16 protein-coding genes are annotated in these 20,682 nt (G+C 68.3%); 5 read left to right on the top strand and 11 right to left on the bottom strand.

All coding sequences use genetic code 11. The annotated features are described in order from the left end of the window. Nucleotides 1-69: 69 nt before the first annotated feature. The 7 genes from LGR44_RS13250 to LGR44_RS13220 form a co-directional block, all read right to left on the bottom strand. Nucleotides 70-444 (bottom strand): cupin domain-containing protein, encoded by a 375-nt coding sequence (locus LGR44_RS13250; RefSeq protein ID WP_226741172.1) that lies wholly within the window; start codon nucleotides 442-444, stop codon nucleotides 70-72. Between the two features lie 40 nt (nucleotides 445-484). Further along, the gene (locus LGR44_RS13245; protein ID WP_226741171.1) at nucleotides 485-1,327 is read right to left on the bottom strand and encodes an ABC transporter permease; all 843 of its coding nucleotides are present in this window, start codon (nucleotides 1,325-1,327) and stop codon (nucleotides 485-487) included. Continuing rightward, on the bottom strand, nucleotides 1,324-2,274 hold the full coding sequence (locus tag LGR44_RS13240; protein WP_226741170.1) for an ABC transporter permease: 951 nt from the start codon (nucleotides 2,272-2,274) through the stop codon (nucleotides 1,324-1,326). Before LGR44_RS13240 ends, LGR44_RS13245 begins: the two co-directional genes overlap by 4 nt. Before the next feature lie 390 nt (nucleotides 2,275-2,664). Beyond that, nucleotides 2,665-4,146 (bottom strand): ABC transporter substrate-binding protein, encoded by a 1,482-nt coding sequence (locus LGR44_RS13235; protein ID WP_226741169.1) that lies wholly within the window; start codon nucleotides 4,144-4,146, stop codon nucleotides 2,665-2,667. A gap of 397 nt (nucleotides 4,147-4,543) precedes the next feature. Continuing rightward, nucleotides 4,544-5,293: an SDR family oxidoreductase gene (locus LGR44_RS13230; protein ID WP_226741168.1), complete on the bottom strand. Its 750-nt coding sequence runs from the start codon at nucleotides 5,291-5,293 to the stop codon at nucleotides 4,544-4,546. 34 nt (nucleotides 5,294-5,327) lie between these two features. Beyond that, on the bottom strand, nucleotides 5,328-6,764 hold the full coding sequence (locus LGR44_RS13225; protein ID WP_264196527.1) for an aldehyde dehydrogenase family protein: 1,437 nt from the start codon (nucleotides 6,762-6,764) through the stop codon (nucleotides 5,328-5,330). Between the two features lie 50 nt (nucleotides 6,765-6,814). Then, a complete protein-coding gene (locus tag LGR44_RS13220; RefSeq protein WP_226741166.1) occupies nucleotides 6,815-8,425 on the bottom strand; it encodes an ABC transporter ATP-binding protein in 1,611 nt (536 codons plus the stop codon). Nucleotides 8,426-8,657: 232 nt separating this feature from the next. On the opposite strand from LGR44_RS13220, the gene LGR44_RS13215 reads away from it, so the two are divergent. Beyond that, nucleotides 8,658-10,085, top strand: a complete 1,428-nt coding sequence (locus LGR44_RS13215; protein ID WP_226741165.1) for a coniferyl aldehyde dehydrogenase — start codon at nucleotides 8,658-8,660, stop codon at nucleotides 10,083-10,085. A 13-nt stretch (nucleotides 10,086-10,098) separates the two neighbouring features. Here the strand turns inward: LGR44_RS13215 and LGR44_RS13210 are convergent, their stop codons facing one another. Then, entirely contained in the window at nucleotides 10,099-12,150 is a 2,052-nt protein-coding gene (locus LGR44_RS13210) for a sensor histidine kinase (RefSeq protein WP_226741164.1), read from the bottom strand. Nucleotides 12,151-12,261: 111 nt separating this feature from the next. Here LGR44_RS13210 and LGR44_RS13205 point away from each other — a divergent pair, with 111 nt between their 5' ends. After that, nucleotides 12,262-14,079, top strand: coding sequence for an ABC-F family ATP-binding cassette domain-containing protein (locus tag LGR44_RS13205; protein WP_226741163.1), 1,818 nt, complete (start codon nucleotides 12,262-12,264; stop codon nucleotides 14,077-14,079). A 115-nt stretch (nucleotides 14,080-14,194) separates the two neighbouring features. Next, nucleotides 14,195-16,186 carry a methyl-accepting chemotaxis protein gene (locus LGR44_RS13200; RefSeq protein WP_226741162.1) on the top strand — a complete coding sequence of 664 codons (1,992 nt, stop codon included), beginning with the start codon at nucleotides 14,195-14,197 and terminating at the stop codon, nucleotides 16,184-16,186. 59 nt (nucleotides 16,187-16,245) lie between these two features. Here LGR44_RS13200 and LGR44_RS13195 read toward each other — a convergent pair whose 3' ends face one another. The 3 genes from LGR44_RS13195 to LGR44_RS13185 all read right to left on the bottom strand — a co-directional run bounded on the left by LGR44_RS13195 (nucleotide 16,246) and on the right by LGR44_RS13185 (nucleotide 18,492). After that, nucleotides 16,246-17,007, bottom strand: a complete 762-nt coding sequence (locus tag LGR44_RS13195; protein ID WP_226741161.1) for a tellurite resistance TerB family protein — start codon at nucleotides 17,005-17,007, stop codon at nucleotides 16,246-16,248. A 109-nt stretch (nucleotides 17,008-17,116) separates the two neighbouring features. Beyond that, complete coding sequence (locus LGR44_RS13190; RefSeq protein ID WP_226741160.1) at nucleotides 17,117-17,473, bottom strand: VOC family protein; 357 nt, start codon at nucleotides 17,471-17,473, stop codon at nucleotides 17,117-17,119. Then, the gene (locus LGR44_RS13185) at nucleotides 17,473-18,492 is read right to left on the bottom strand and encodes a fumarylacetoacetate hydrolase family protein (RefSeq protein ID WP_226741159.1); all 1,020 of its coding nucleotides are present in this window, start codon (nucleotides 18,490-18,492) and stop codon (nucleotides 17,473-17,475) included. Before LGR44_RS13185 ends, LGR44_RS13190 begins: the two co-directional genes overlap by 1 nt. Nucleotides 18,493-18,572: 80 nt before the next feature. Here LGR44_RS13185 and LGR44_RS13180 point away from each other — a divergent pair, with 80 nt between their 5' ends. After that, on the top strand, nucleotides 18,573-19,661 hold the full coding sequence (locus LGR44_RS13180) for a TRAP transporter substrate-binding protein (protein ID WP_226741463.1): 1,089 nt from the start codon (nucleotides 18,573-18,575) through the stop codon (nucleotides 19,659-19,661). Nucleotides 19,662-19,689: 28 nt separating this feature from the next. Next, entirely contained in the window at nucleotides 19,690-20,676 is a 987-nt protein-coding gene (locus LGR44_RS13175) for an endonuclease/exonuclease/phosphatase family protein (RefSeq protein ID WP_226741158.1), read from the top strand. The last annotated feature ends 6 nt before the right edge of the window (nucleotides 20,677-20,682 follow it).

Raw genomic sequence — 20,682 nt, 5'->3', positions numbered from 1 at the left:
TCGTCCCGGACCAGCCGCGTCACGCCAGTGGCGCGGCGGCGATCCGGGAATCATGCAAGAGCCGGAAAACTACACGGCGTCGCGTTCGCGCGGCGCCGTTCTCTTTGGGCCGTAGAAGATCACCCAGGTCTTGAAGTCGTCCGAGAACGTCTCGAACCGGTGCGGCACGTAAGCCGGGACGTAGAGAAGGTCGCCGGGCCCGAAGGACACGAGTTCGTCGCCGCGGCTGAAGGTGCCGTGGCCCGAGGCGACGATGTAGAGCTCGTCGCGCTCGTGCGGCGTCTGGTTGTCCCGGCCCACGGGGGCGTAGAGCTCGACGGAGATGTCGTCGCCCCGGTCGAAGACCACGTTGAACGGGTTTTGCGCCGAAAGCCGCGCCGCGGCGGCCGCCAGCGTGACCTGAATGTCGCTGGCCTGCATGCCCTTCGTTGCCGCAGATGTCATCGAAGCCTCCATCGAACCGTTATCGTCCATCGCCGCGATCCTACACGGCCGCTTCCCGCCCGCGCAGGGTCGGGTCGAGGGCGTCGCGCAGGCCGTCGCCCAGCAGGTTGAGGCCCAGCACCGAGAGCGCGATGGCAATGCCCGGCGCGAAGGCCAGGTGAGGGGCCTGCGAGAGATAGGTCTGCGCGTCGCTCAGCATCCGGCCCCAGCTCGGATTGGGCGGGCGCACGCCGAGCCCGAGATAGCTCAGGCCCGCCTCGGTGAGGATGGCGAGGGCGAGCTGGATCGTCACCTGCACGATGAGGGCGCCCGCGATGTTGGGCATCACGTCCTCCCAGGTGATCCGAAGCGGATGCTTGCCGAGGGCGCGGGCCGCCGCGATGTAGTCGAGGGTCCAGACCTGGAGCGCCACGCCGCGGGTGACGCGGGCGAAGACCGGGATGTTGAAGACCGCGATGGCGAGAATCGCCGCGAGCGGGCCCGATCCGAGAAGCGCGCCGATCATGATGGCCGACAGCACCGCCGGAAAGGCGAAGACCACGTCCGAGACGCGCATGGCGATCTCGTCGGCGATGCCCTTCCAGGCCGCGGCGGCGGTGCCGATGGCCGTGCCGATGGCGGCGCCCAGCAGCACGGCGGGCCAGGCGATGGCGAGCGAGTTCCACGCGCCGACCATGAGGAGCGAGGCGACGTCCCGGCCGAAATGGTCCGTGCCGAGGAGGCCCGCCTCCAGCGGCCCCTTCAGGCGCAGGGCGATGCGCACCCGCGTGGGCACTTCGGGGGTCCAGAACAGCGAGAGCAGGGCGGTCGCGACGAGAGCGGCCGTGAGAATGCCGCCGACGACGAGCGCGGTGTTCCAGCGCAGGCGAAGCAGGCCCCTCATGCCCGGCTCCTCAGGCGCGGATCGAGGATGGCGTAGCCGATATCGACGAGGAAGTTCACCACGATCACCAGTCCGGAAAAGATCAGCACAATGTCCTTGATCACCACGAGGTCGCGCTGGTTCAGCGCCTGATAGGCGAGGCGCCCGAGGCCGGGCAGGTTGAACACGTTCTCCACCAGGATGGCGCCGCCGAAGAAGAACGAGAGCTGCAGGCCGAGAATGGTGGTGACGGGAATGAGCGCGTTCGGCACCACGTGCCGCCGCATGGTGGAGCGCTGGTTCACGCCCTTGGCCCGCGCGGTGCGCACGAAATCGGCGCCGATCACCTCCAACGTGGCCGAGCGCGTCACGCGGGTCAGCACCGCCGCCTGGGGCAGGGCAAGCGCCACGGCGGGAAGCAGGAGGGCCTGGAGCGCCGGCGCGATGCCGGCATCCCACCCTGGAAAGCCGCCGGCCGGAAACCATCCGAGCCAGGTCGAGAAGAACAGGATGAAGATCAGGCCGATCCAGAAATTCGGCACCGCCACCCCGAGCTGGCTGAACACGAGCACCGCGCGATCCACGGCCCCGTCCCGCCGCGCCGCCGCGGCGACGCCCAGCGGCAGCGCCAGCAGGGTCGAGATGACGATGGCGAGCAGGCTCAGGGGCAGCGTCACGCCCATGCGTTCGGCCACCAGCGTCGAGACCGGCATCTTGTAGGTGATGGACGTGCCGAGGTCGCCCCGCAGGACGATACCGCCGACCCATTCCACGTAGCGGACGAGCGCCGGCCGGTCGAGGCCGAGCTCCTGCCGCAGGGCGGCGAGCGTATCCTCCCGCGCGGCGGTGCCGAGCATGATGGCGGCCGGATCGCCGGGCAGGACCTCCAGGATCAGGAAGATCGCCAGCGATACGAAGAGCAGGGTCACTGCCAGCGAGACGAGACGCGAGATGACAAGACGCAACATGAAGCCGAACTTACGAGCCGCCCTTTCCGTCCCCCTTGCAGGGAGGGAAAGGGGTGAGGGGGACGTGGCGGGGTGAGCGAGATCGTCCAGGTGAGGGATTGCGGGACTTTCCGGATATGGCGCCCTTTCCGTCCCCCTTGTGGGGAGGGGCGGGGTGGGGATGTGAGCGATAGCCTGTGAAGGTGTGGCGCCCACACCCCCACCTCCACCTCCTCCCCACCGCAAGTCGGGTGTTCCCGACTTGCGCAAGAGGATGCGGATCTCGGGCAAGCCCGAGGTCCGTGGGGAGGAGGGCTGGGGCGGCGCTGCCTGCGCGATCCTTCAAGTGTCCATCCCCTCGACGTCGCTTCGCTCGACCTCTCCCTCGGAGAGAGGTGAAGGGCGCGAGCCTCACTCCGTCCAATAGACCTCCGTCACGTCGTTCGACGGGATCGGGGTGTTCTCCCACATGCCTTTCAACTTGGCGTCCCAGACGCCGAGCTTGGGCAGCTGGAACAGGAAGAGGGCGGGCACGTCCTCGGCCAGGATCTTCTGGGCCTCGGCGTATTTGGCGTAGCGCGCCTTCTCGTCCGTGGTCTTGGCGATGTCCGCCATCAGCGCCTTGAACCTGTCGTTCTTGTAATTGAAGTAGTAGTTGTCGCGGGCGAAGATCTCCATGTCGAGCGGCTCCGCGTGGGCCACGATCGTCATGTCGTAGTCCTTGCCCCGGAAGACCTCCTCGATCCACTTGGCGGGAAACTCGGTGGGGACGATCTTCAGGTCGACGCCGACCTCGGACAGCATGGCGGAGATGAGCTCCGCCGAGCGGCTCGCATAGGCCATCTGCGGGCTCTTGATGGTGATCGACAGGCCGTTGCCGTAGCCCGCCTCCTCCAGGAGCGCCTTTGCCTTGGCCGGGTCGTAGGGGATCGCACCCGTCATGTCGACGAAGGCCGGATGGTTGGGCGAGAAGAAGCTGCCGATGGGCTGGCCGAAGCCGGAATAGGCGCCTTCCACGAGCGCCTTGCGGTCGATGGCGTGCAGGAGCGCGCGGCGCACGCGCGGATCGTCGAAGGGCTTCTTGGCATTGTTCATGCCGGCCACGATCTCGCCCTCGGTGTTTCCGGCCACCGCCGTGAAGCGGTTGTCGTTCTGGAATTCGCCGAAGAGCTCGGGGGCGCCGAGATTGGGGAAGGCGTCGACATCGCCGGCCTTCAGGGCCGCGACCTGGGCCTGGGGATCGTTGATGAAACGGAAGGTGACGCTGTCGAGCTTGGTCTTGTCCTTCTGCCAGTAATCTTCGTTGCGGGTCAGCTCGACCCGGTCGCCGCGGGTCCAGGACTTGAACTTGAACGGGCCCGTCCCGACCGGGTTGGACTTGTTGTTCTCCGCCGTCTCGGGCGCGACGATCACCGCGTCGCCCCAGCCGAGATAGTTGAGGAAGTTGCCCGAGGGCTCCTTCAGCTTGATCACGACCGTCTGCGGATCGGGCGTCTCGATGGACTCGATGGGCGCGAAGATCTGCTTCTGCGCATTGGTGGAGTTCGGCGCCCGGGCGCGGTCGAAGGCGAACTTCACGTCGGCGGAATCGAAGGTCGTGCCGTCGTGGAACTTCACGCCGTCCTGCAGGCGGAAGGTGTAGGTGCGGCCGTCGGGAGAGACCTCCCAGCTCTTGGCGAGCAGGGGCTGCACGCGGCCGTTCCGGTCGATGCGGACGAGGCCCTCGTAGAGATTGGCCCAGGTCACCTCGCGGATGGCGACCGGCGCGGCGATGGTCGGGTCGAGGCCCGGCGGTTCGAGGGCCATGCCCACGACGAGGGAGGTCTTGGCGGCAAAGGCCGGGGCAAAGCTGAAGGAGAGGAGAAGGGCGGCGGCCAGGAAGCGCTTCGACATGAACGGGTTCCATCCGGTAGGTGCTGGAAGGGCTCGACTGAGTCCAGCTTACGCACCCAGGCGGCGGATGGAAGCCGCAAGTTAACGATTCCCGCGATTAAAGTCCTCGGCTCGCTCGTGCCTCCCGTGGGAGATCGCCGTCAGCCGGGATGAGAGGTTCGGAGCTGAAATCGGAATAGCGCGACGTTTTTCCCTCCCCCTTGTGGGGAGGGCCGGGGTGGGGGTGTGAGCGATAGCCTATGACGGTGTGGCGCCCACACCCCCACCTCCACCTCCTCCCCACAAGGGGGAGGAGAGCAACGCGGCGCTTCCGGCGTGAGTCTTCGAGCCGGGCGAGGTCCGTGGGGAGGAGGGCAGGGCGGCGCCATCGGCGTCAAACCACCGAGGCCGTTTGCGATCAGATGCAGCGCCCGCCGTCGACCTCCAGCACCACGCCGGTGATCATGCTGGCCTCGTCCGAGGCGAGATAGAGCGCCGCGTTGGCGATGTCCTGCGGGGTGGAGAAACGGCCCAGGGGAATCGAGTTGACGAATTGCTGGCGCCTCTCGGGCGTGTCCTCGCCCATGAAGGTCGAGAGCAGCGGCGTCTCGCCCGCGACCGGCGCGAGCGCGCAGACGCGGATGCGCTCGGGGGCCAGTTCCACCGCCATGGACTTGGTCATGGTGTGAACGGCGCCCTTGGTGCTGTTGTACCAGGTGAGGCCGGGGCGAGGGCGCAGGCCCGCGGTCGAGCCCACATTGATGAACACGCCGCCGCCCTGCTGGCGCATCTGCGGCACGGCGGCCCTGGCGAAATGGTAGATCGACTTCACGTTCACGGCGAAGATGCGGTCGAACTCCTCCTCCTCGACCTCCAGCATCGACCGGTTGCGGTGCGTGATGCCCGCATTGTTCACGACGATGTCGAGGCGGCCGAAGGCGTCGAGGGTCTTCTGCACCGCCGCCTGCACGTCGGCGGCCTTGGAGACGTCGGTGGCGAGCCCGAGGGCGGAATCGCCGATCCTGCCCGCCGCCGCCTTCGCGGCCTCCTGGTTGATGTCGACGATGACGACCCTGGCGCCCTCGCGCGCGAACGTTTCCGCGATGCCCAGGCCGAAGCCGGAGCCGGCGCCCGTGACGAGCGCCACCTTGCCTTCAAGGCGTTTCATGCTGATCCCCTTTTGATGTGTTTCGGCCGGGTTCTTACCCGTGCGCGATGACGATGGTTCTGGTCGTGGTGAACTCGATCAGTCCCTCGAAACCCTTCTCGCGGCCATGGCCCGAGCGGCCGAACCCGCCGAACGGCAGCTCGATGCCGCCGCCTGCGCCGTAGCAGTTCACGAAGACCTGGCCCACCCGCATGGCGCGGCCGACCCGGGTCGAGCGCATGCCGTCGCGGGACCAGACGCCTGCGGCAAGGCCGTACGGCGTGCCGTTGGCGAGGCGGATCGCCTCGGCCTCGTCTTCGAAGGGCGTCGCCACGAGAACCGGGCCGAACACCTCTTCCTGGGACAGGATGCTCTCGTGGGCGACGGGCGCGAAGAAGGTGGGCGCCACGTAGTAGCCGCCCTTGGGGGCGTCCTGCGCGACGCTGCCGGAGGCCGCGACCGTGAGCCCTTCTCCCGCCGCGCGGTCGAGATAGCTCTGGACGCGGCGCTGCTGCGCCTGATTGATCATCGGGCCGAGATCGGGCTCCGCATCGGGGCGTCCGGCGCGCAGATTGCGGAAGCGTTCGGAGACCGCAGCGGCCACGTCCTTGAAGATGCCGCGCTGGACCAGAAGCCGGCTTCCGGCCGAGCAGGTCTGCCCGCCGTTCTGGATGATGGCGTTGACGAGCACGGGGAGCGCCCGGTCGAGGTCGGCGTCGTCGAACACCACCTGGGCCGACTTGCCGCCGAGTTCGAGGGTGACGCCCACGTGGTTCTGTGCCGCCGCCGTCTGCACGGCCGTGCCCGTCTCCGGGCTGCCGGTGAAGGACAGGAAGTCGATGCCGGGATGTCCCGCGAGCGCCGCGCCCGCCGTGCGGCCCAGCCCGGTGACGACGTTGAGTGCGCCATCGGGGAAGCCCACCTCGCGGGCGAGCGCCGCCACGCGCAGGATGGTGAGCGAGGCGTCCTCCGCGGGCTTCACCACGGTGGCGTTGCCGGCTGCCAGCGCCGCGCCGACGGAACGGCCGAAGATCTGCATCGGGTAGTTCCAGGGCACGATATGCCCCGTCACCCCGTGCGGCACGCGCTCGACGCCGATGAAATGGGTGTTGAGGTAGGGAATGACCTCGCCGTGCAGCTTGTCGGCGGCGCTGCCGTAGAATTCGAAATAGCGCGCGAGCGCCACGGCGTCGGCCTTGGCCTGACGGAGCGGCTTGCCGTTGTCGCGGCTCTCCAGCTCGCCGAGTTCGTCGACCCGGGCCTCCACGGCGGCGGCGAGGCGCATGAGCAGGCGGCCGCGCTCGGTGGCGGTCAGCCTGCCCCAGGAGCCCTCGAAGGCGGCGCGGGCGGCCTTGACGGCCGCGTCCACGTCTGCCGCCGTGCCGGAAGCGATGCGGGCGAAGAGGGAGCCGTCCACCGGGGACAGGACGTCGAGCATCGCTCCGTCCGATGCCGGTACATTGCGTCCGCCGATGAGGTTCTGGTGAACCATGTCCGGCGCTACGGTGAAGCTCGCCTGCTCGTCCACGTTTCCATCCTTCCTTAGGTCATTCTGTGCGTGCCCGGTACGGCAGCGAGGAGCTGGCGCGTATAGGCATGTTTTGGTTCGGCGAAAAGTTGAGCCGTTTCGGCCATTTCCACAATCCGCCCTTTTTGCATGACTGCCACGCGGTCGCAGATCTGCGCCGCCACCCTCAGGTCGTGGGTGATGAAGAGGATCGCCAGGCCGAATTCCTCCTGCAGGTTGCGGATCAGCTTGAGGATTTCCGCCTGGACGGAGACGTCGAGAGCGGAGACGGCCTCGTCCGCCACCAGCACGTCCGGCCGCATGGCGAGCGCCCGGGCGATGCCGATGCGCTGGCGCTGGCCGCCGGAGAATTCATGCGGATAGCGGTCGGCCGCGTTGGCGGGCAGGCCCACCAGCTCCAGAAGCTCCCGCGCCCGCGACAGGGCCACGCCCGCGTCCTCGCCCTGCGTGATCGGCCCCTCGGCGATGATGCGCCCCACGGTCCGGCGGGGGTTGAGGGAGGCGAAGGGGTCCTGGAACACCATCTGGATGCGCCGCCGCTGCGGCCGCAGATCCCTCTGGGAGAGGGCGCTGAAAGGCAGGTCGCCGATCTCGATGAGCCCGCCATCGGGCTCGATCAGGCGCAGGACGCAGCGGCCCACCGTGGATTTGCCGGAGCCCGATTCCCCCACCAGCCCCAGGGTCTCGCCTCGCCGGATGTCGAAGCTCACCGCATCCGCCGCCTGGACCTCGCGGCCCTTGCTGAAGAAGCCGCGTCCGCCATAGGTCTTGGTCAGGCGGTCGACCTTGAGGGAGATGGGCTCTCCCGCCAGAGCCTTCGGCTGCGGAGGCGTCAGGGACGGCACGGCGGCCAGGAGCCGCTTCGTATAGTCGTGCTGCGGCCGGGTGAGGACCTGCTCGGCCGGTCCCTGCTCGACCAGCTCGCCCTGCTGCAGCACCGCGACCCGGTCGGCGATCTCCGCCACCACGCCGAAATCGTGGGTGATGAACAGGACCGCCGTGCCCTTCTTGCGCCGCAGGTTGTCGATGAGCTTCAGGACCTGGGCCTGGGTGGTCACGTCGAGGGCGGTGGTCGGCTCGTCGGCGATGAGGAGCTTCGGCTCCAGGGCGAGCGCCATGGCGATCATCACGCGCTGGCGCTGGCCGCCGGAGAGCTCGTGCGGATAGGCGCGGGCGATGAGCTCGGGATGGGGAAGGTTGACCTCGTCGAGAAGCTCCAGGGTGCGCTTCCGGCGCGCCGTCTGGCTGAGGAGCCCATGCGCCCGGAACGTCTCGGCGATCTGGTCCTCGACCCGCATGACCGGGTTGAGGGAGGTCATCGGCTCCTGGAACACGGTGCCCACGTCTCGGCCCCGCACGTCGCACCATTCCTCCTCGGTGAGGGACAGAAGGTCGATCCCCGCGAGGGTGATCGCCCCCGACAGCACCTGCACGCTTCGCGGCAGGAGACCGATGGTCGCCATGGCGGTCATGGACTTGCCCGAACCGGATTCGCCCACGACGCAGAGCGTCTCGCCGGGATGGATCGAGAGCGACAGGTCCCTGATCGCGTAATCGCGATCCGCAAGCCTGGGCAGACCGAGGGACAGGTTCTCGATCTTCAGCACGGGGGAGGAGCTCGCCATCCAATTCTCCTAGGATCTGCGATGCCGGAGCAGGGCGCAGGGCAGGGCGGCGATCATCCTCGCCATATGTGCCGCTCCGTCAATCCGCCGCAGCGGCTTGGCTTGGGAAAAGGCCCGTCTGCGGGCAACGGGAGATGGGGCGGTCTGAGCCCAATGTCTAAGGCCGGCCGCGTTGAGAACCGGTCGGGATTCCCCATATCTAACCCTTCCCCTGGAGGGCTTTTCCCGGACGATGCGCGATTCAGTGACCAATCCGACCAAGGAGCGTCTGTCCGCCTGTCTGGCCGCGCAGCGCCATGCCTTGCGGGCGGAAGGCCCGCTGACCGTGGAGCGGCGGGCGGAGACGCTGAAGGGGCTCGCGGATGCGGTCCTGCGTCATACGGATGACTTCGCCGACGCCGTCCGGCAGGATTTCGGACACCGCTCCGTCCACGAGACGAAGCTGGCCGACCTTTATCCGGTAGTCGCGGGCCTGCGCCACGCAAGGCGGAATTTCCGGCGCTGGATGAAGCCGCGCCGCCGACCGATCCAGTGGATGTTCAAGCCCGCCTCGGGACGCGTCGTCTACCAGCCGCTCGGCGTGGTGGGGATCATTTCCCCCTGGAACTATCCGGTGCAGCTCGCCCTCGCGCCGCTTGCCGGCGCGATTGCCGCCGGAAACCGGGTCATGATCAAGCCCTCCGAGATCACGCCTGCGACCTCGGCCCTGCTGGAGACGGTGATCGGCGAGGTCTTCAAGCCGCACGAGGTCGCCGTCGTGCAGGGCGGGCCGGACGTGGCGGAGGCGTTCACCGCCCTCAAGTTCGACCACCTCCTCTTCACGGGTTCCACCGCCGTGGGGCGCCACGTCATGCGGGCGGCGTCCGAGAACCTCGTTCCCGTGACCCTCGAACTCGGCGGCAAATCCCCCACTCTCGTCGCGCCCGACTACCCTCTCGACAAGGCGGCGGAGCGCATCGCGGCCGGAAAGCTGTTCAATGCGGGCCAGACCTGCATCGCGCCGGATTACGTTCTGGTGCCGCGCGGCAGCGAAACGGTCTTCGTCGAGGCGTTCAAGGCGGCGGCGACGAAGCTCTACCCGACGCTCGGCGCGAACCCGGACTACACCGCCATCGTCAACGACCGGCATTACGAGCGGATCGGCCGCCTCGTCGCGGATGCCCTAGAGCGCGGCGCCCGAGCGCACGAGGTCAATCCCGCCGGGGAGACGCTCCAGGCTTCCGGGCGCAAGATCGCGCCCGTTCTCCTCCTCGGTGCGCCCGATGACGCCCTGGCCCTGCGCGAGGAGATCTTCGGGCCCGTCCTGCCCATCGTGCCCTACGACACGCTGGAGGAGGCCTTCGGGTATATCGGCGAGCGTCCGCGCCCCTTGGCCTTCTATCTGTTCAGCCACGACAAGGAGACGGTGGAGTACGGCGTTCAGCGGGTCGTCGCCGGCGGCATGGCCGTCAACGACACGCTGCTGCACTGCGTGCAGGAGGAGCTGCCCTTCGGCGGCGTCGGCGAGAGCGGCATGGGCGCCTATCACGGCGAGGCGGGCTTTCGCACCTTCAGCCACGCGAAATCGGTCTTCCGCCAGGCGCGCCTCAACGGGGCGGGCATGACGAAGCCGCCTTACGGCAAGCGCATGGAGCGCCTGCTGGGTCTGATCCTGCGCTGACCGGGCAGCGCCCTCAGGAATCTGCGGGCAGGGGAACGGAGACGTCGTAGGAGACGCCCGTCGGCGCGAAGTTGATGACCACGTAGCCCGACAACTCGCCCTCGATGCTGCGGCGGATCAGCCGCGAACCGAAGCCCTGGCGCTTCGGCTTCTCCACCAGGGGACCGCCCCTTTCGCTCCAATGCAGGCGAAGCTGCTTCGGGCGCTCGGGATCCGCGATGACGGACCATGTGACCTCGACCTGCCCTGACGGCGTCGAGAGCGCCCCGTATTTGGCCGCATTCGTCACCAGCTCGTGCAGGACCAGCCCGAAATTGATGGCATAGCGGGCGGGAAGGTTGACCTTCGGGCCCTCGATGACGGCCCTGTCGTCGCCGTTCCGGCGGTAGGGGGCGAGCTCCTGCCGGGCGAGATCGTGCAGATCGGCATCGCGCCAGGAGTTGCGCGTCAGGAGGTCGTGGGTCTTCGACAGGGCCAGCAGCCGCCCTTCGAAGGCCTCCTTGAAGCCCGCGGAGTTTCCCGCGGAGCGCAGGGTCTGCGCCGCGATGGACTGGACCGTGGCGAGGGTGTTCTTCACCCGGTGGTTCAGCTCGTCGAGAAGGAACCGCTGCTGGTCCTCGGCCTGCTTGCGGTCGGTCACGTCCTGGAAGATTCCGACGAAGTAGACCGGCTTTCCCTGCGAGTTGAAGAAGACGCGGCCCTTCGCGTTGATCCAGCGCACCTCTCCGCCGGGGTGTCGCACGCGGTACTCGTCCTCGTACTCGCCCTTTCCCTGAACCGCCGCCCGCAGCTTGTCGAAGACGCTGTCCACATCGTCGGGATGCACCAGTTCGCGCCACTCGGGAATGGTGATCGTCGTCTTCTCGGGAGGCAGGCCGAGAAGGGCGGCCGACTGGCTCGACCAGCCTCCGGCTCCCCTGAGGTGGTCGTACCACCAGGTCCCCATATGGCCGGCATCGAGGGCGAGGCGCGCGCGTTCCTCGCTCGCCTGCAGGGCCTTCTGCCGCTCCGCGACATCGTCCATCAGATCGTTGAAGGCGTTCGCCAGAACACCGAGCTCGCCCGGGCTTCCGGGCAGGTTGATGCGCGCGAGATAGTTGCCGCGGCGCCAGGCGCGCACCGCGTCCGTCATCATGTCGAACGGCTTGGTAATGAAGGTGCGGCTGATGAGCCAGGACAGGGAGAGCGCAAGGATCAGGGCGGCTGCGATGAGCATGAAGCCGCGCCGGGAGGCTTGGTTGATCGTCCTGAAGGCCGCCTTCGACGACAGGCCGGCGCTGACATAGAGACCCTTCGGCGGCATCTGGACCGGGATGTAGCCCAGGATGCGCCTGACGCCGTCCTGGCTGACCGCCTCGAAGCTCCCGGCATGGTTGGAATGGACGATCTCCCGGAAAGACTCGGGAATCCTGGTTCCGATGAACCGTTCCGGGAGGGGCTCCCGCGCGAGGATGATGCCGTTCCGGTCGGCGATCGTGACGGACCCGCCTGCGGGAAGCACGCGCTCCTTCAGCTTCTGGCCGAGCCACCGCAGATCGAGGGCGGTGGCGATGACACCGCTGACTTCTCCGTCGTCGCTCCAGATCGGCATCGCCAGCGGCAGGACCGGATGGGCGCCGAGCCCGCCCTCGGTGAATTCGGGCGTGTAGGTGCCGACGACGAAGCCCCGCTCCCGCAGGACATCCTGGAAATAGGGGCGGCCGCTGAACTGGGTCAGGCTGACGGGAAGCGGCGATTGCTGGCAGCGCACCCGGCCGTCGAGATCGAGCGCCACGAAGGCCAGAAGGTACGGGACCTTCTGCTGCAGCGCGCGCAGGTAGTTGCTGCAGGCCGGCGCATTGAAGGTGCGAATCGAGGGCGTTTCGTCCACCGCGATCAGGAGGCTCTGGATGCCGTCGAAGATGCGCTCGAGCTCCGATGCGGCGACTCCCGCCTGACGGATCGCGAGATCGTTCACTTCAGCTTCACGGGCGCGACGAAGGGAGACTTCCGTATAGGTCCAGATCACGAGCGCCGGCAGAACCGAGATCAGCGCCAGGAGAAGCAGCCGCTTCGTCAGTGTCATGCAAAGGTCCAGCTTGCGGGAAGACAGGGGACCACAAAGATCGGCAAGCGTCCACCCTGACGCAGCATCACGATCTTGCTTATGCGGCCTGGAGATGCCACGGAAGCGGGAATGGCTGCTCCTCCTCTTCTTCTCCTCCAAGATATTGCGCTCACCTTCGGCGGCACGCCGCTGATCGAGAGCGCCGAATTGTCGGTTTCGCCGGGCGAGCGCGCGTGCCTCGTCGGCCGCAACGGCTCGGGCAAGTCGACCCTGCTCAAGATCGCGGCGGGACTCGTCGAAGCCGACCGGGGCAAGCGTTTCGTCCAGCCCGGCGCGACGGTGCGCTACCTCGCCCAGGAGCCGGACCTGAGCGCCTATCCGAACACGCTGGCCTATGTGGAGGCCGGCCTCGGACCGGGGGACGATCCCTACCGGGCGCGCTACCTGCTCGAACAGCTCGGCCTGACCGGCGAGGAGGTGCCCTCCCGGCTCTCGGGCGGCGAGGCGCGCCGGGCTGCCCTGGCGCAGGTTCTGGCGCCCGCGCCCGACATCCTGCTCCTCGACGAGCCGACGAATCATCTGGATCTTCCCGCCATCGAGTGGCTCGAAAGCGAGCTGAAGAGCCTGCGCTCCGCCCTGGTTCTCATCAGCCACGACCGCCGCTTTCTGGAGAGCCTGTCGCAGGCCACGGTCTGGCTCGACCGGGGCCGGACGCGCCGCATGGACCAGGGCTTCGCCCATTTCGAGGAATGGCGCGACCAGGTTCTGGAGCAGGAGGAGGCCGAACATCACAAGCTCGGCCGCAAGCTCGTCGCCGAGGCCGATTGGCTACGCTACGGCGTGACGGCGCGGCGCAAGCGGAACGTGCGCCGCCTCGGCAACCTCCAGGCCATGCGCCAGCAGCACCGCGACCGCAAGCGGGCGGTCGGCACCGTGAGCATCAGCCTCGCGGAGGCCGAGCAGTCCGGAACCCTCGTGGTCGAGGCCGAGGGCGTGTCGAAATCCTACGACGGCCGTCCCATCGTGTCGGACCTCTCCCTGCGCATTCTGCGCGGAGACCGCCTCGGCATCATCGGGCCGAACGGCGCCGGCAAGACCACGCTCATCAACCTGCTCACCGGCGTCGTCGCGCCGGACGAGGGGCGGGTGCGGCTGGGGGCCAATCTCCAGATGGTGACGCTCGACCAGCGCCGCATGAGCCTCGACCCGAACGCCACCGTGGCCGAGACCCTGACCGGCGGACGCGGCGACACGGTGGTGATCGGCGGGCAGACCAAGCACGTCATCGGCTACATGAAGGACTTCCTGTTTTCTCCCGAACAGGCGCGCACGCCGGTCGGCGTGCTCTCGGGCGGCGAGCGCAATCGCCTGATGCTCGCCCGGGCCCTGGCGCAGCCCTCGAACCTGCTGGTGCTCGACGAGCCCACCAACGATCTCGACCTGGAAACCCTGGACCTGCTCCAGGAAATGATCACGGATTATTCCGGCACCGTCATCCTCGTCAGCCACGATCGCGATTTCCTCGACCGCACCGTGAACTCCGTCCTGGTGTCGGAGGGCACGGGCCGCTGGCTCGAATATGCCGGCGGCTACACGGACATGGTCGCCCAGCGCGGCCAGGGCGTGCAGGCCAGGACGGTGGAGAAGGAAGCCAAGCCCAGGGGAGGCGACACGTCGTCGTCGAACCAGTCCTCCGCTGCCGCGTCCAAGCGCAAGCTCAGCTTCAACGAGCAGCACGACCTCAAGACCCTGCCCAAGCGCATGGGCGAGATGGAGGCGAAGATCGCCAAGGTGCAGGAGATCCTAGCCGATCCCGACCTCTACTCCCGCGACCCTGCCCGTTTCCAGAAGGCGATGGATGCCCTCGCGCAGCTGCAGACGGAACTCAGCGCGGCGGAAGAGCGCTGGCTCGAACTGGAGATGCTGCGCGAGGAACTCGACGGCTGACCGCAATCCGTTTCAGCTCGCAATCCGGTCCGCCTTCATCGCGCCACAGGAAATAAGCCATCGTTAACGCCTCCTGCGACATGGTGACGTAAAGTCATGTTCGGAGATTGGGGCAATGTCGTCTCTTGCGCGTTTGCGGTGGCCGTCTGTTCGCGTGCGTGTCGCCGCGCTCAGCGGCGTGATGGTGCTGGGTTTCGGAATCATCGGGGCGGTGTTCCAGACCGGACGCAGCGAGGTCGAGCAGGCCCTCGAAGGCCAGCAGACCTATGCGGCCCTGGCCGAGAAGGCCTACCAGTTCCGGGGCCGCGCCGATGCCCTGAAGGTCACGGCCCGCGAATGGACGGCGACCCGCCTCGGCCATCTCGCCCAGGCCTTCACCGAACAGCACGGGGCGCTCGTCTCGCGGCTCGACGAGATCAAGGCGGCTCCGGGTGCGGCCCTGATCGAGCCCGAGGTCCAGGAGCTCGCCCAGCGCGCGGCGGCCCTGAGCGAGCAGGCGAAGGAGCTCGACAGGCTCTATGCGGAGGTCGGCTACCAGGCGGAGGAGGGCGCCCGCGGACGCCTTCTGACCACGGCCACGGCTCTCGAAAAGACCGCCCGGCCCCTCGCCAGCAGCGAGGATTTCGACGCGGTGCGCGTGTGGGCGGCAACGCTCGGCATGTTCCGGCAGGAGGCGCGGGCGCAGCGCGAGCTGGAAGACATGATCCTGGGCGCCTTCGAGGTCGACCAGGGCCGCTTCACGCGGGCCATTCCCCGCCTCGGCGGGGATGCGGCGGCGTTGCGCGGCCCCATCGCGGCTGCGGGCGAAGCCTATCGGGATGCCTTCAATGCCTGGGCGGAGCTGGAGAAGAAGGTGATGGGAGAAGGCGAGCGCCTGATGGGCCAGTTCGACCTGCTCGTCCCGACCCTCGAACAGCTGCTCACGAAGGTGCGGGCGGAGGCGGACAAGACCGGCGCGCAGCTGATCGCCTCGCAGGAGCGGACCTTCACGCTCATCCTCTGGGTGATGGGCGCGGCCCTCGTCCTCGGCCTGACCCTGACCATGCTCGTGGGACGCTCGATCTCCCTGCCGCTCGTCCGCCTGCAACGCGCCATGCAGCGCCTGGCCGACGGCGACGCCTCCACGGAAATCCCGTCCACCGCCGCGTCCGACGAGATCGGCGCCATGGCGCGCACCGTCCTGGTGTTCCGCGACAACGCCCGCGAGCGCGAGCGCCTCACCGGCGAGCGCGAGGGCATGGCCGCGTTCGAGGCCCAGCGGGCCTCGGCCATCGCCGGAGCGATCAGCGCCTTCGACGCCTCCGTCGAGGAGATCCTGGCGGAGGTCCGCAGGGCCACCGACGACCTCGCCTCGGCCTCCGGGCAGCTCAAGGGCTCCGCTCACCACGTGACCGAACAGGCCCAGGTGGCGGGCGACGCGACCCTGCGGGCGTCGCAGAACGTCTCTGCCGTGGCGAGCGCCGCGGAGGAACTCGATGCGTCCCTGGCCCAGGTGGCGGCCCAGACCAGCGAGTCGACCCGGGCGTCCGAACGCGCGGTCGCCGAGGCACGGGGCGCGTCCCACTCCATGTCGGCCCTGTCGGCGGCGACCTCGCAGATCGGCGAGGTGGCGGACCTCATCCGCAGCATCGCCGAGCAGACCAACCTGCTCGCCCTCAACGCCACCATCGAGGCGGCCCGGGCCGGGGAGGCCGGTCGCGGCTTCGCCGTGGTGGCAAGCGAGGTCAAGGCGCTGGCCAGCCAGACCACCCGCGCTACCGAGGACATCGCCCGGCAGATCGAGGCGGTCCAGGCGGCCTCGCAGGACACGCTGGGTGCCCTCGGCTCGGTGCAGGAGACGGTGGAGAGCCTGGCCTCCGTGGTGTCGTCCGTGGCGGCGGCCGTGGGCCAGCAGACGGCGGCGGTTTCCGAGATCGCCCGCAGCGTCAGCCAGGTCTCCAGCGAGGCCCAGGCGGGTGCTTCCGCCATCCAGACCACCGAGACGGTCGCCACCCAGTCGCTTCAGGCGGCCCATGCCGTCGCGGACCTGTCCGTGGCGCTGGAGCGTCAGGCGGAGCGCCTGGGCGCCGAGATCGGCCGCTTCCTGGAGACGGTCCGGGCCGCCTGAGGCGCCCGTCCTTTACGACGATGCAAGCGGCCGGTCCCATGGGACCGGCCGTTCGCGCATCAGGAGGTCACCGACCGCCGGGCGGCGTCGATCTGGGCATCGAGATGCGCCACGAGATCGCCCGGCAGGTCGAGCAGGGCGGTGAGACGGCTGAGATAGGCCTTCTCCTCCGGCGTATCCACGTCCCCGATCGCGACCCGGGAGGCCACGTAGAGCTCTGCGGCGTGCTCCTTGGTCCGGGGCAGGCGGGCGACGGCGGCGGCATCCGCGGGCTTGGCCATCAGGTCGAGCAGAAACGCCTTCTCCTGGCTGCCGAGGCCGAGCTGCTGGATCTGCTCCTGGATGCGCGTGCTTTCCTCGCCGTCCAGGTGCCCGTCCGACTTGGCGGCCGAGATCATGGCCTGCACGAGGGCGAGGCCCATCTCGTTGCCGTCCTTGTCCGTTTCCTCCTCCAGGCGGAAGCCGCTGCCTGCCGGAGGCTGGGGCGGGATGTTCCCCTTCTGCCCGACGCTCGGCATCTGCTGCGCCTGCCAATCCTGGTAGGCCTTGAAGGCGACGCTCGCGAGCACCGCGAGGCCGCCGGCCTTGAGCAGCGATCCGCCCTTGGAGCGGCCGCCGCGCGAGCCCAGGATCAGCGACAGCAGGCTGCCGCCGGCAAGGCCGCCCATCCCGCCGGGGATCATCGATCCCAGATCGCCCATTCCGCCTTGCCGTCCGCCCATGCGCCCCTGGCCCGGATGCCCGCCGAAGGGGCCCTGCTGCCGGTGCCGCTGCTGCCCCTGACTCGCCATGAGACTGTCCAGAATGCTGCCGAGATTCATGCCTTTGCTCCCTGTCACCTCTACTCACCTGAGTAAGGCAGGGAATTGGGAAGAGTTCCTCGATAGATGCACGCCCGCGGCGTTCGGACCGGTGCAGATGTCGAATAATTCAGGGCGAGCCCATGAATTCCAGCCGGTTTCCGAGCGGGTCCGCCACATAGAAGCGGCGGATCTCGGGGATGGCGTCGTCCCAGGTCGGTTCGTGCCCGGCCCGGGCGAGCGTGCGGGCGAGGCCGTCGAGGTCGGCCACCGCAATGGCGGGATGGGCCTTGCGCGCCGGGCGGAAATCCACCTCGACGCCCAGGTGGATCTGGACCGCGCCCGACCTGAGCCAGAGCCCTCCGCGAGCCGCGAGGGCCGCCGGTTTCGCGACCTCCTCCATGCCGAGGACGCTGACGTAGAAGCGGCGGCAGGTCTCCTCGGCGCCCGCTGGGATCGCGAGCTGGACGTGGTCGATGCGCAGCATCACGCCTCCTTGCGGTATGCCGCCACCTCCTGCTCGATGGCGCCGAAGATGGAATGGCCGGCCTTGTCCTTCATCTCGATGCGGATCGTGTCGCCGAAGCGCAGGAAGGGCGTCCTGGGCTGGCCCTGCAGGATGGTCTCGACGGTGCGCTGCTCGGCGATGCAGGAATAGCCCAGGCCCCCTTCGGCGGCGGGCCTGCCGGGGCCGCCGTCCTTGTCCTTGTTGGAGACGGTGCCGGAGCCGATGATGGTGCCCGGCCCGAGGGGCCTCGTCTTCGCCGCGTGGGCGATCAGGGTCGGGAAGTCGAAGGTCATGTCGACCCCCGCATTGGGGCAGCCGAAGGGCTTGCCGTTGAGGGTCGAGATCAGGGGCAGGTGGAGCTTGCCGCCGTCCCAGGCGTCGCCCAGCTCGTCGGGCGTCACGGCCACGGGCGAGAGGGTGGAGGAGGGCTTGGCCTGGAAGAAGCCGAAGCCCTTCGCCAGTTCGGCGGGAATCAGGTTGCGCAGGGAGACGTCGTTCACCAGGACGATGAGCCGGATCGCGGCGGCCGCCTCCTCGCGGGTCGCCCCCATGGGCACGTCGCCCGTGATCACCGCGACTTCGGCCTCGAAATCGATGCCGTGGGCCTCGTCGGCGGCGAAGACGAGGTCGCGCGGGCCGAGGAAGCTGTCGGAGCCGCCCTGGTACATGAGCGGATCGGTCCAGAAGGATTCCGGCATCTCGGCCCCGCGGGCCTTTCGCACCAGCTCCACATGGTTCACATAGGCCGAGCCGTCGGCCCATTGATAGGCGCGGGGCAGGGGGGAGGCGCAATCGTGCTCGTGGAAGCGGAACGAGGGCACCGAGCCGTGTTCGAGCTGCTCGGCCAGGTCCCGGAGCAGGGGCTCGACCCTGTCCCAATCGTCGAGGGCTTGCTGCAGCGTCGGAACGATGAAGAATGCGTCCGTTGCGCGAGTCAGGTCTCTCGAGACGACGACGAGGCGGCCATCACGGCCTTGCTTGAGGGAAGAAAGCTTCATAGCCACCGACCGGGTTGTTGTGATTTACTGAGCTTGCAACGGAAAATTTCGCGGGGAAACGCCTGATGACCACAATGACGTTGAAAAGAAGAAACTTCCTGAAAGGAGCCGGGCTCGCGGCGGCGGCCGGCACGGTGGCCGCACCGGCGATTGCCCAGTCGATGCCGGAGATTCGCTGGCGCCTGACGTCGAGCTTCCCGAAATCGCTCGATACGATCTTCGGTACGGCCGAGACCTTCTCGAAGTACATGGCCGAGGCGACGGACGGCAAATTCCAGATCCAGGTCTTCGCCCCCGGCGAGATCGTCGGCGGCCTGCAGGCCCTCGACGCCGTGCAGAACGGCGCCGTGGAATGCGCGCACACCCCGGTCTACTTCTATTTCGGCAAGGACCCGACCCTGGCGCTCGGAACCGGCATCCCCTTCGGCCTCAATGCCCGGCAGCAGCATTCCTGGTGGCATTTCGCGGGCGGCAAGGAAGTCGTCAACGACGCTCTGGCGAAGTTCAACGCCACCTCCTTCGCCTGCGGCAATTCCGGCACCCAGATGGGCGGCTTCTTCCGCAAGGAGATCAACACAATCGAGGACCTGAAGGGCCTCAAGTTCCGCATCGGCGGCCTCGGCGGCATGGTGCTGGCCAAGCTCGGCGTGGTGCCGCAGCAGGTCGCGCCCGGCGACGTCTATCCGGCCCTGGAGCGCGGCACCCTCGACGCGGCCGAGTTCGTCGGCCCCTACGACGACGAGAAGCTCGGCTTCCTCAAGGTGGCCAAGTACTACTACGCCCCCGGCTGGTGGGAGGGCGGCGCCATGCTCCACCTCGTGGTCAACCAGCAGAAGTACAACGAGCTGCCGAAGCACTATCAGGCCATCCTGTTCAACGCCTGCGAGGCGGCGAACAACTGGATGCTGGCCAAGTACGACGCGGTGAACGGCAACGCCCTGCGCCGCATGGTCGGCGCCGGCGCGGAACTGCGCACGTTCTCGCAGCCGATCATGGAGGCCTCGCTCAAGGCCGCGAACGAGCTCTATGCCGAACTCTCCGCCAAGAGCCCGGAATTCAAGAAGGGCTACGATTCGATGACGGCCTACCGGGCCGAGGTGCTGCCCTGGTGGCAGCTCAACGAATACGCCTTCGACACCTTCATGATCCGCACCCGCGGACGGGTCTGATGTCCGGGTGCTGATGCCGGGGACACCCATGCCCCGCCCGGGCCAGGACTTGGCCCGGGCGGGGGCAGGACGACTGGCGGCGCCGTCGGTCGTGCTGGCGGCGCTGCTCGGTGTCGCCACCGTGGCGAGCTTCCTCGGTGCCTGGTGGTGGCTGTTCGACATCGCGTCACATTTCCGGCCGCAGCTTGCGGCCGCCAGCCTCGTCTGCCTCGCGACGGCGCTGTTCGCACGGTCCCGGGCGGCAGCGATCCTGTGCCTGGTCCTCGTCGCCGCCAACGCGGTGCCCCTGCTTCCCTATCTCTCCGGCAGCGCCAGGGCAGCGGGCGCCGAGCGGGCGGATCTGCGGGTTCTGACCCTCAATCTGCATCTTGAAGGAGCCGACATGGACGCCGTCCGACGCCTGATCGCGTCGGAGGATCCGGACGTCGTCATGTTCACGGAAATGCCCGCCGACGATGGCGCAATCCTGGCCGGGCTGAGGGACGCCTATCCGCACCGGACCGAGTATCGTCGCGGCTCGCCCTTCGACGTGGTTCTGCTGAGCCGGTGGCGAATCGAAGACTGGTCCATGGACCGGAGTGTGGCGCCCTACCTTCCGGTTCTCTCGGCTCGGCTTTGCGGAGCGCAGTCCCGGCAGGGCTGCATCACGATCGTGGGGCTTCACGCGGCCCGTCCCTTCGGCAGGGAGGGCCGGCGCCAGCGGGCGCAGCTCGATGCTGCCGCTGCCGCCGTCCGCGCCGCACCGTTGCAGCAGGCGGTGGTGATGGGCGATCTCAATCTCACGCCCTGGTCTCATGCCTTCTATCGTTTCACTCAGGGCGCAGGCGTTCGCGGCAACCCGCCGGAACGGGGGCTGGCGGCGACGTGGCTGTCGCGCGTGCCCCTGTTCGGACTCATGATCGATCATGTTCTCGCCAGTCCGAACGTAAGGATCGTCCGGGCCTGGGTCGGTGCGGACGTGGGCTCCGATCACCTTCCGGTCATTGCCGACCTGGCTTTCGAGCCGGAGCCCTGATCCCGG

Source organism: Microvirga lenta (assembly GCF_020532555.1).
In the GTDB taxonomy this organism is placed as follows: Bacteria; Pseudomonadota; Alphaproteobacteria; order Rhizobiales; family Beijerinckiaceae; genus Microvirga; species Microvirga lenta.
The sequence above is the reverse complement of the archived record's forward strand: the minus strand, read 5'-3'. Positions and strand labels throughout refer to the sequence as shown.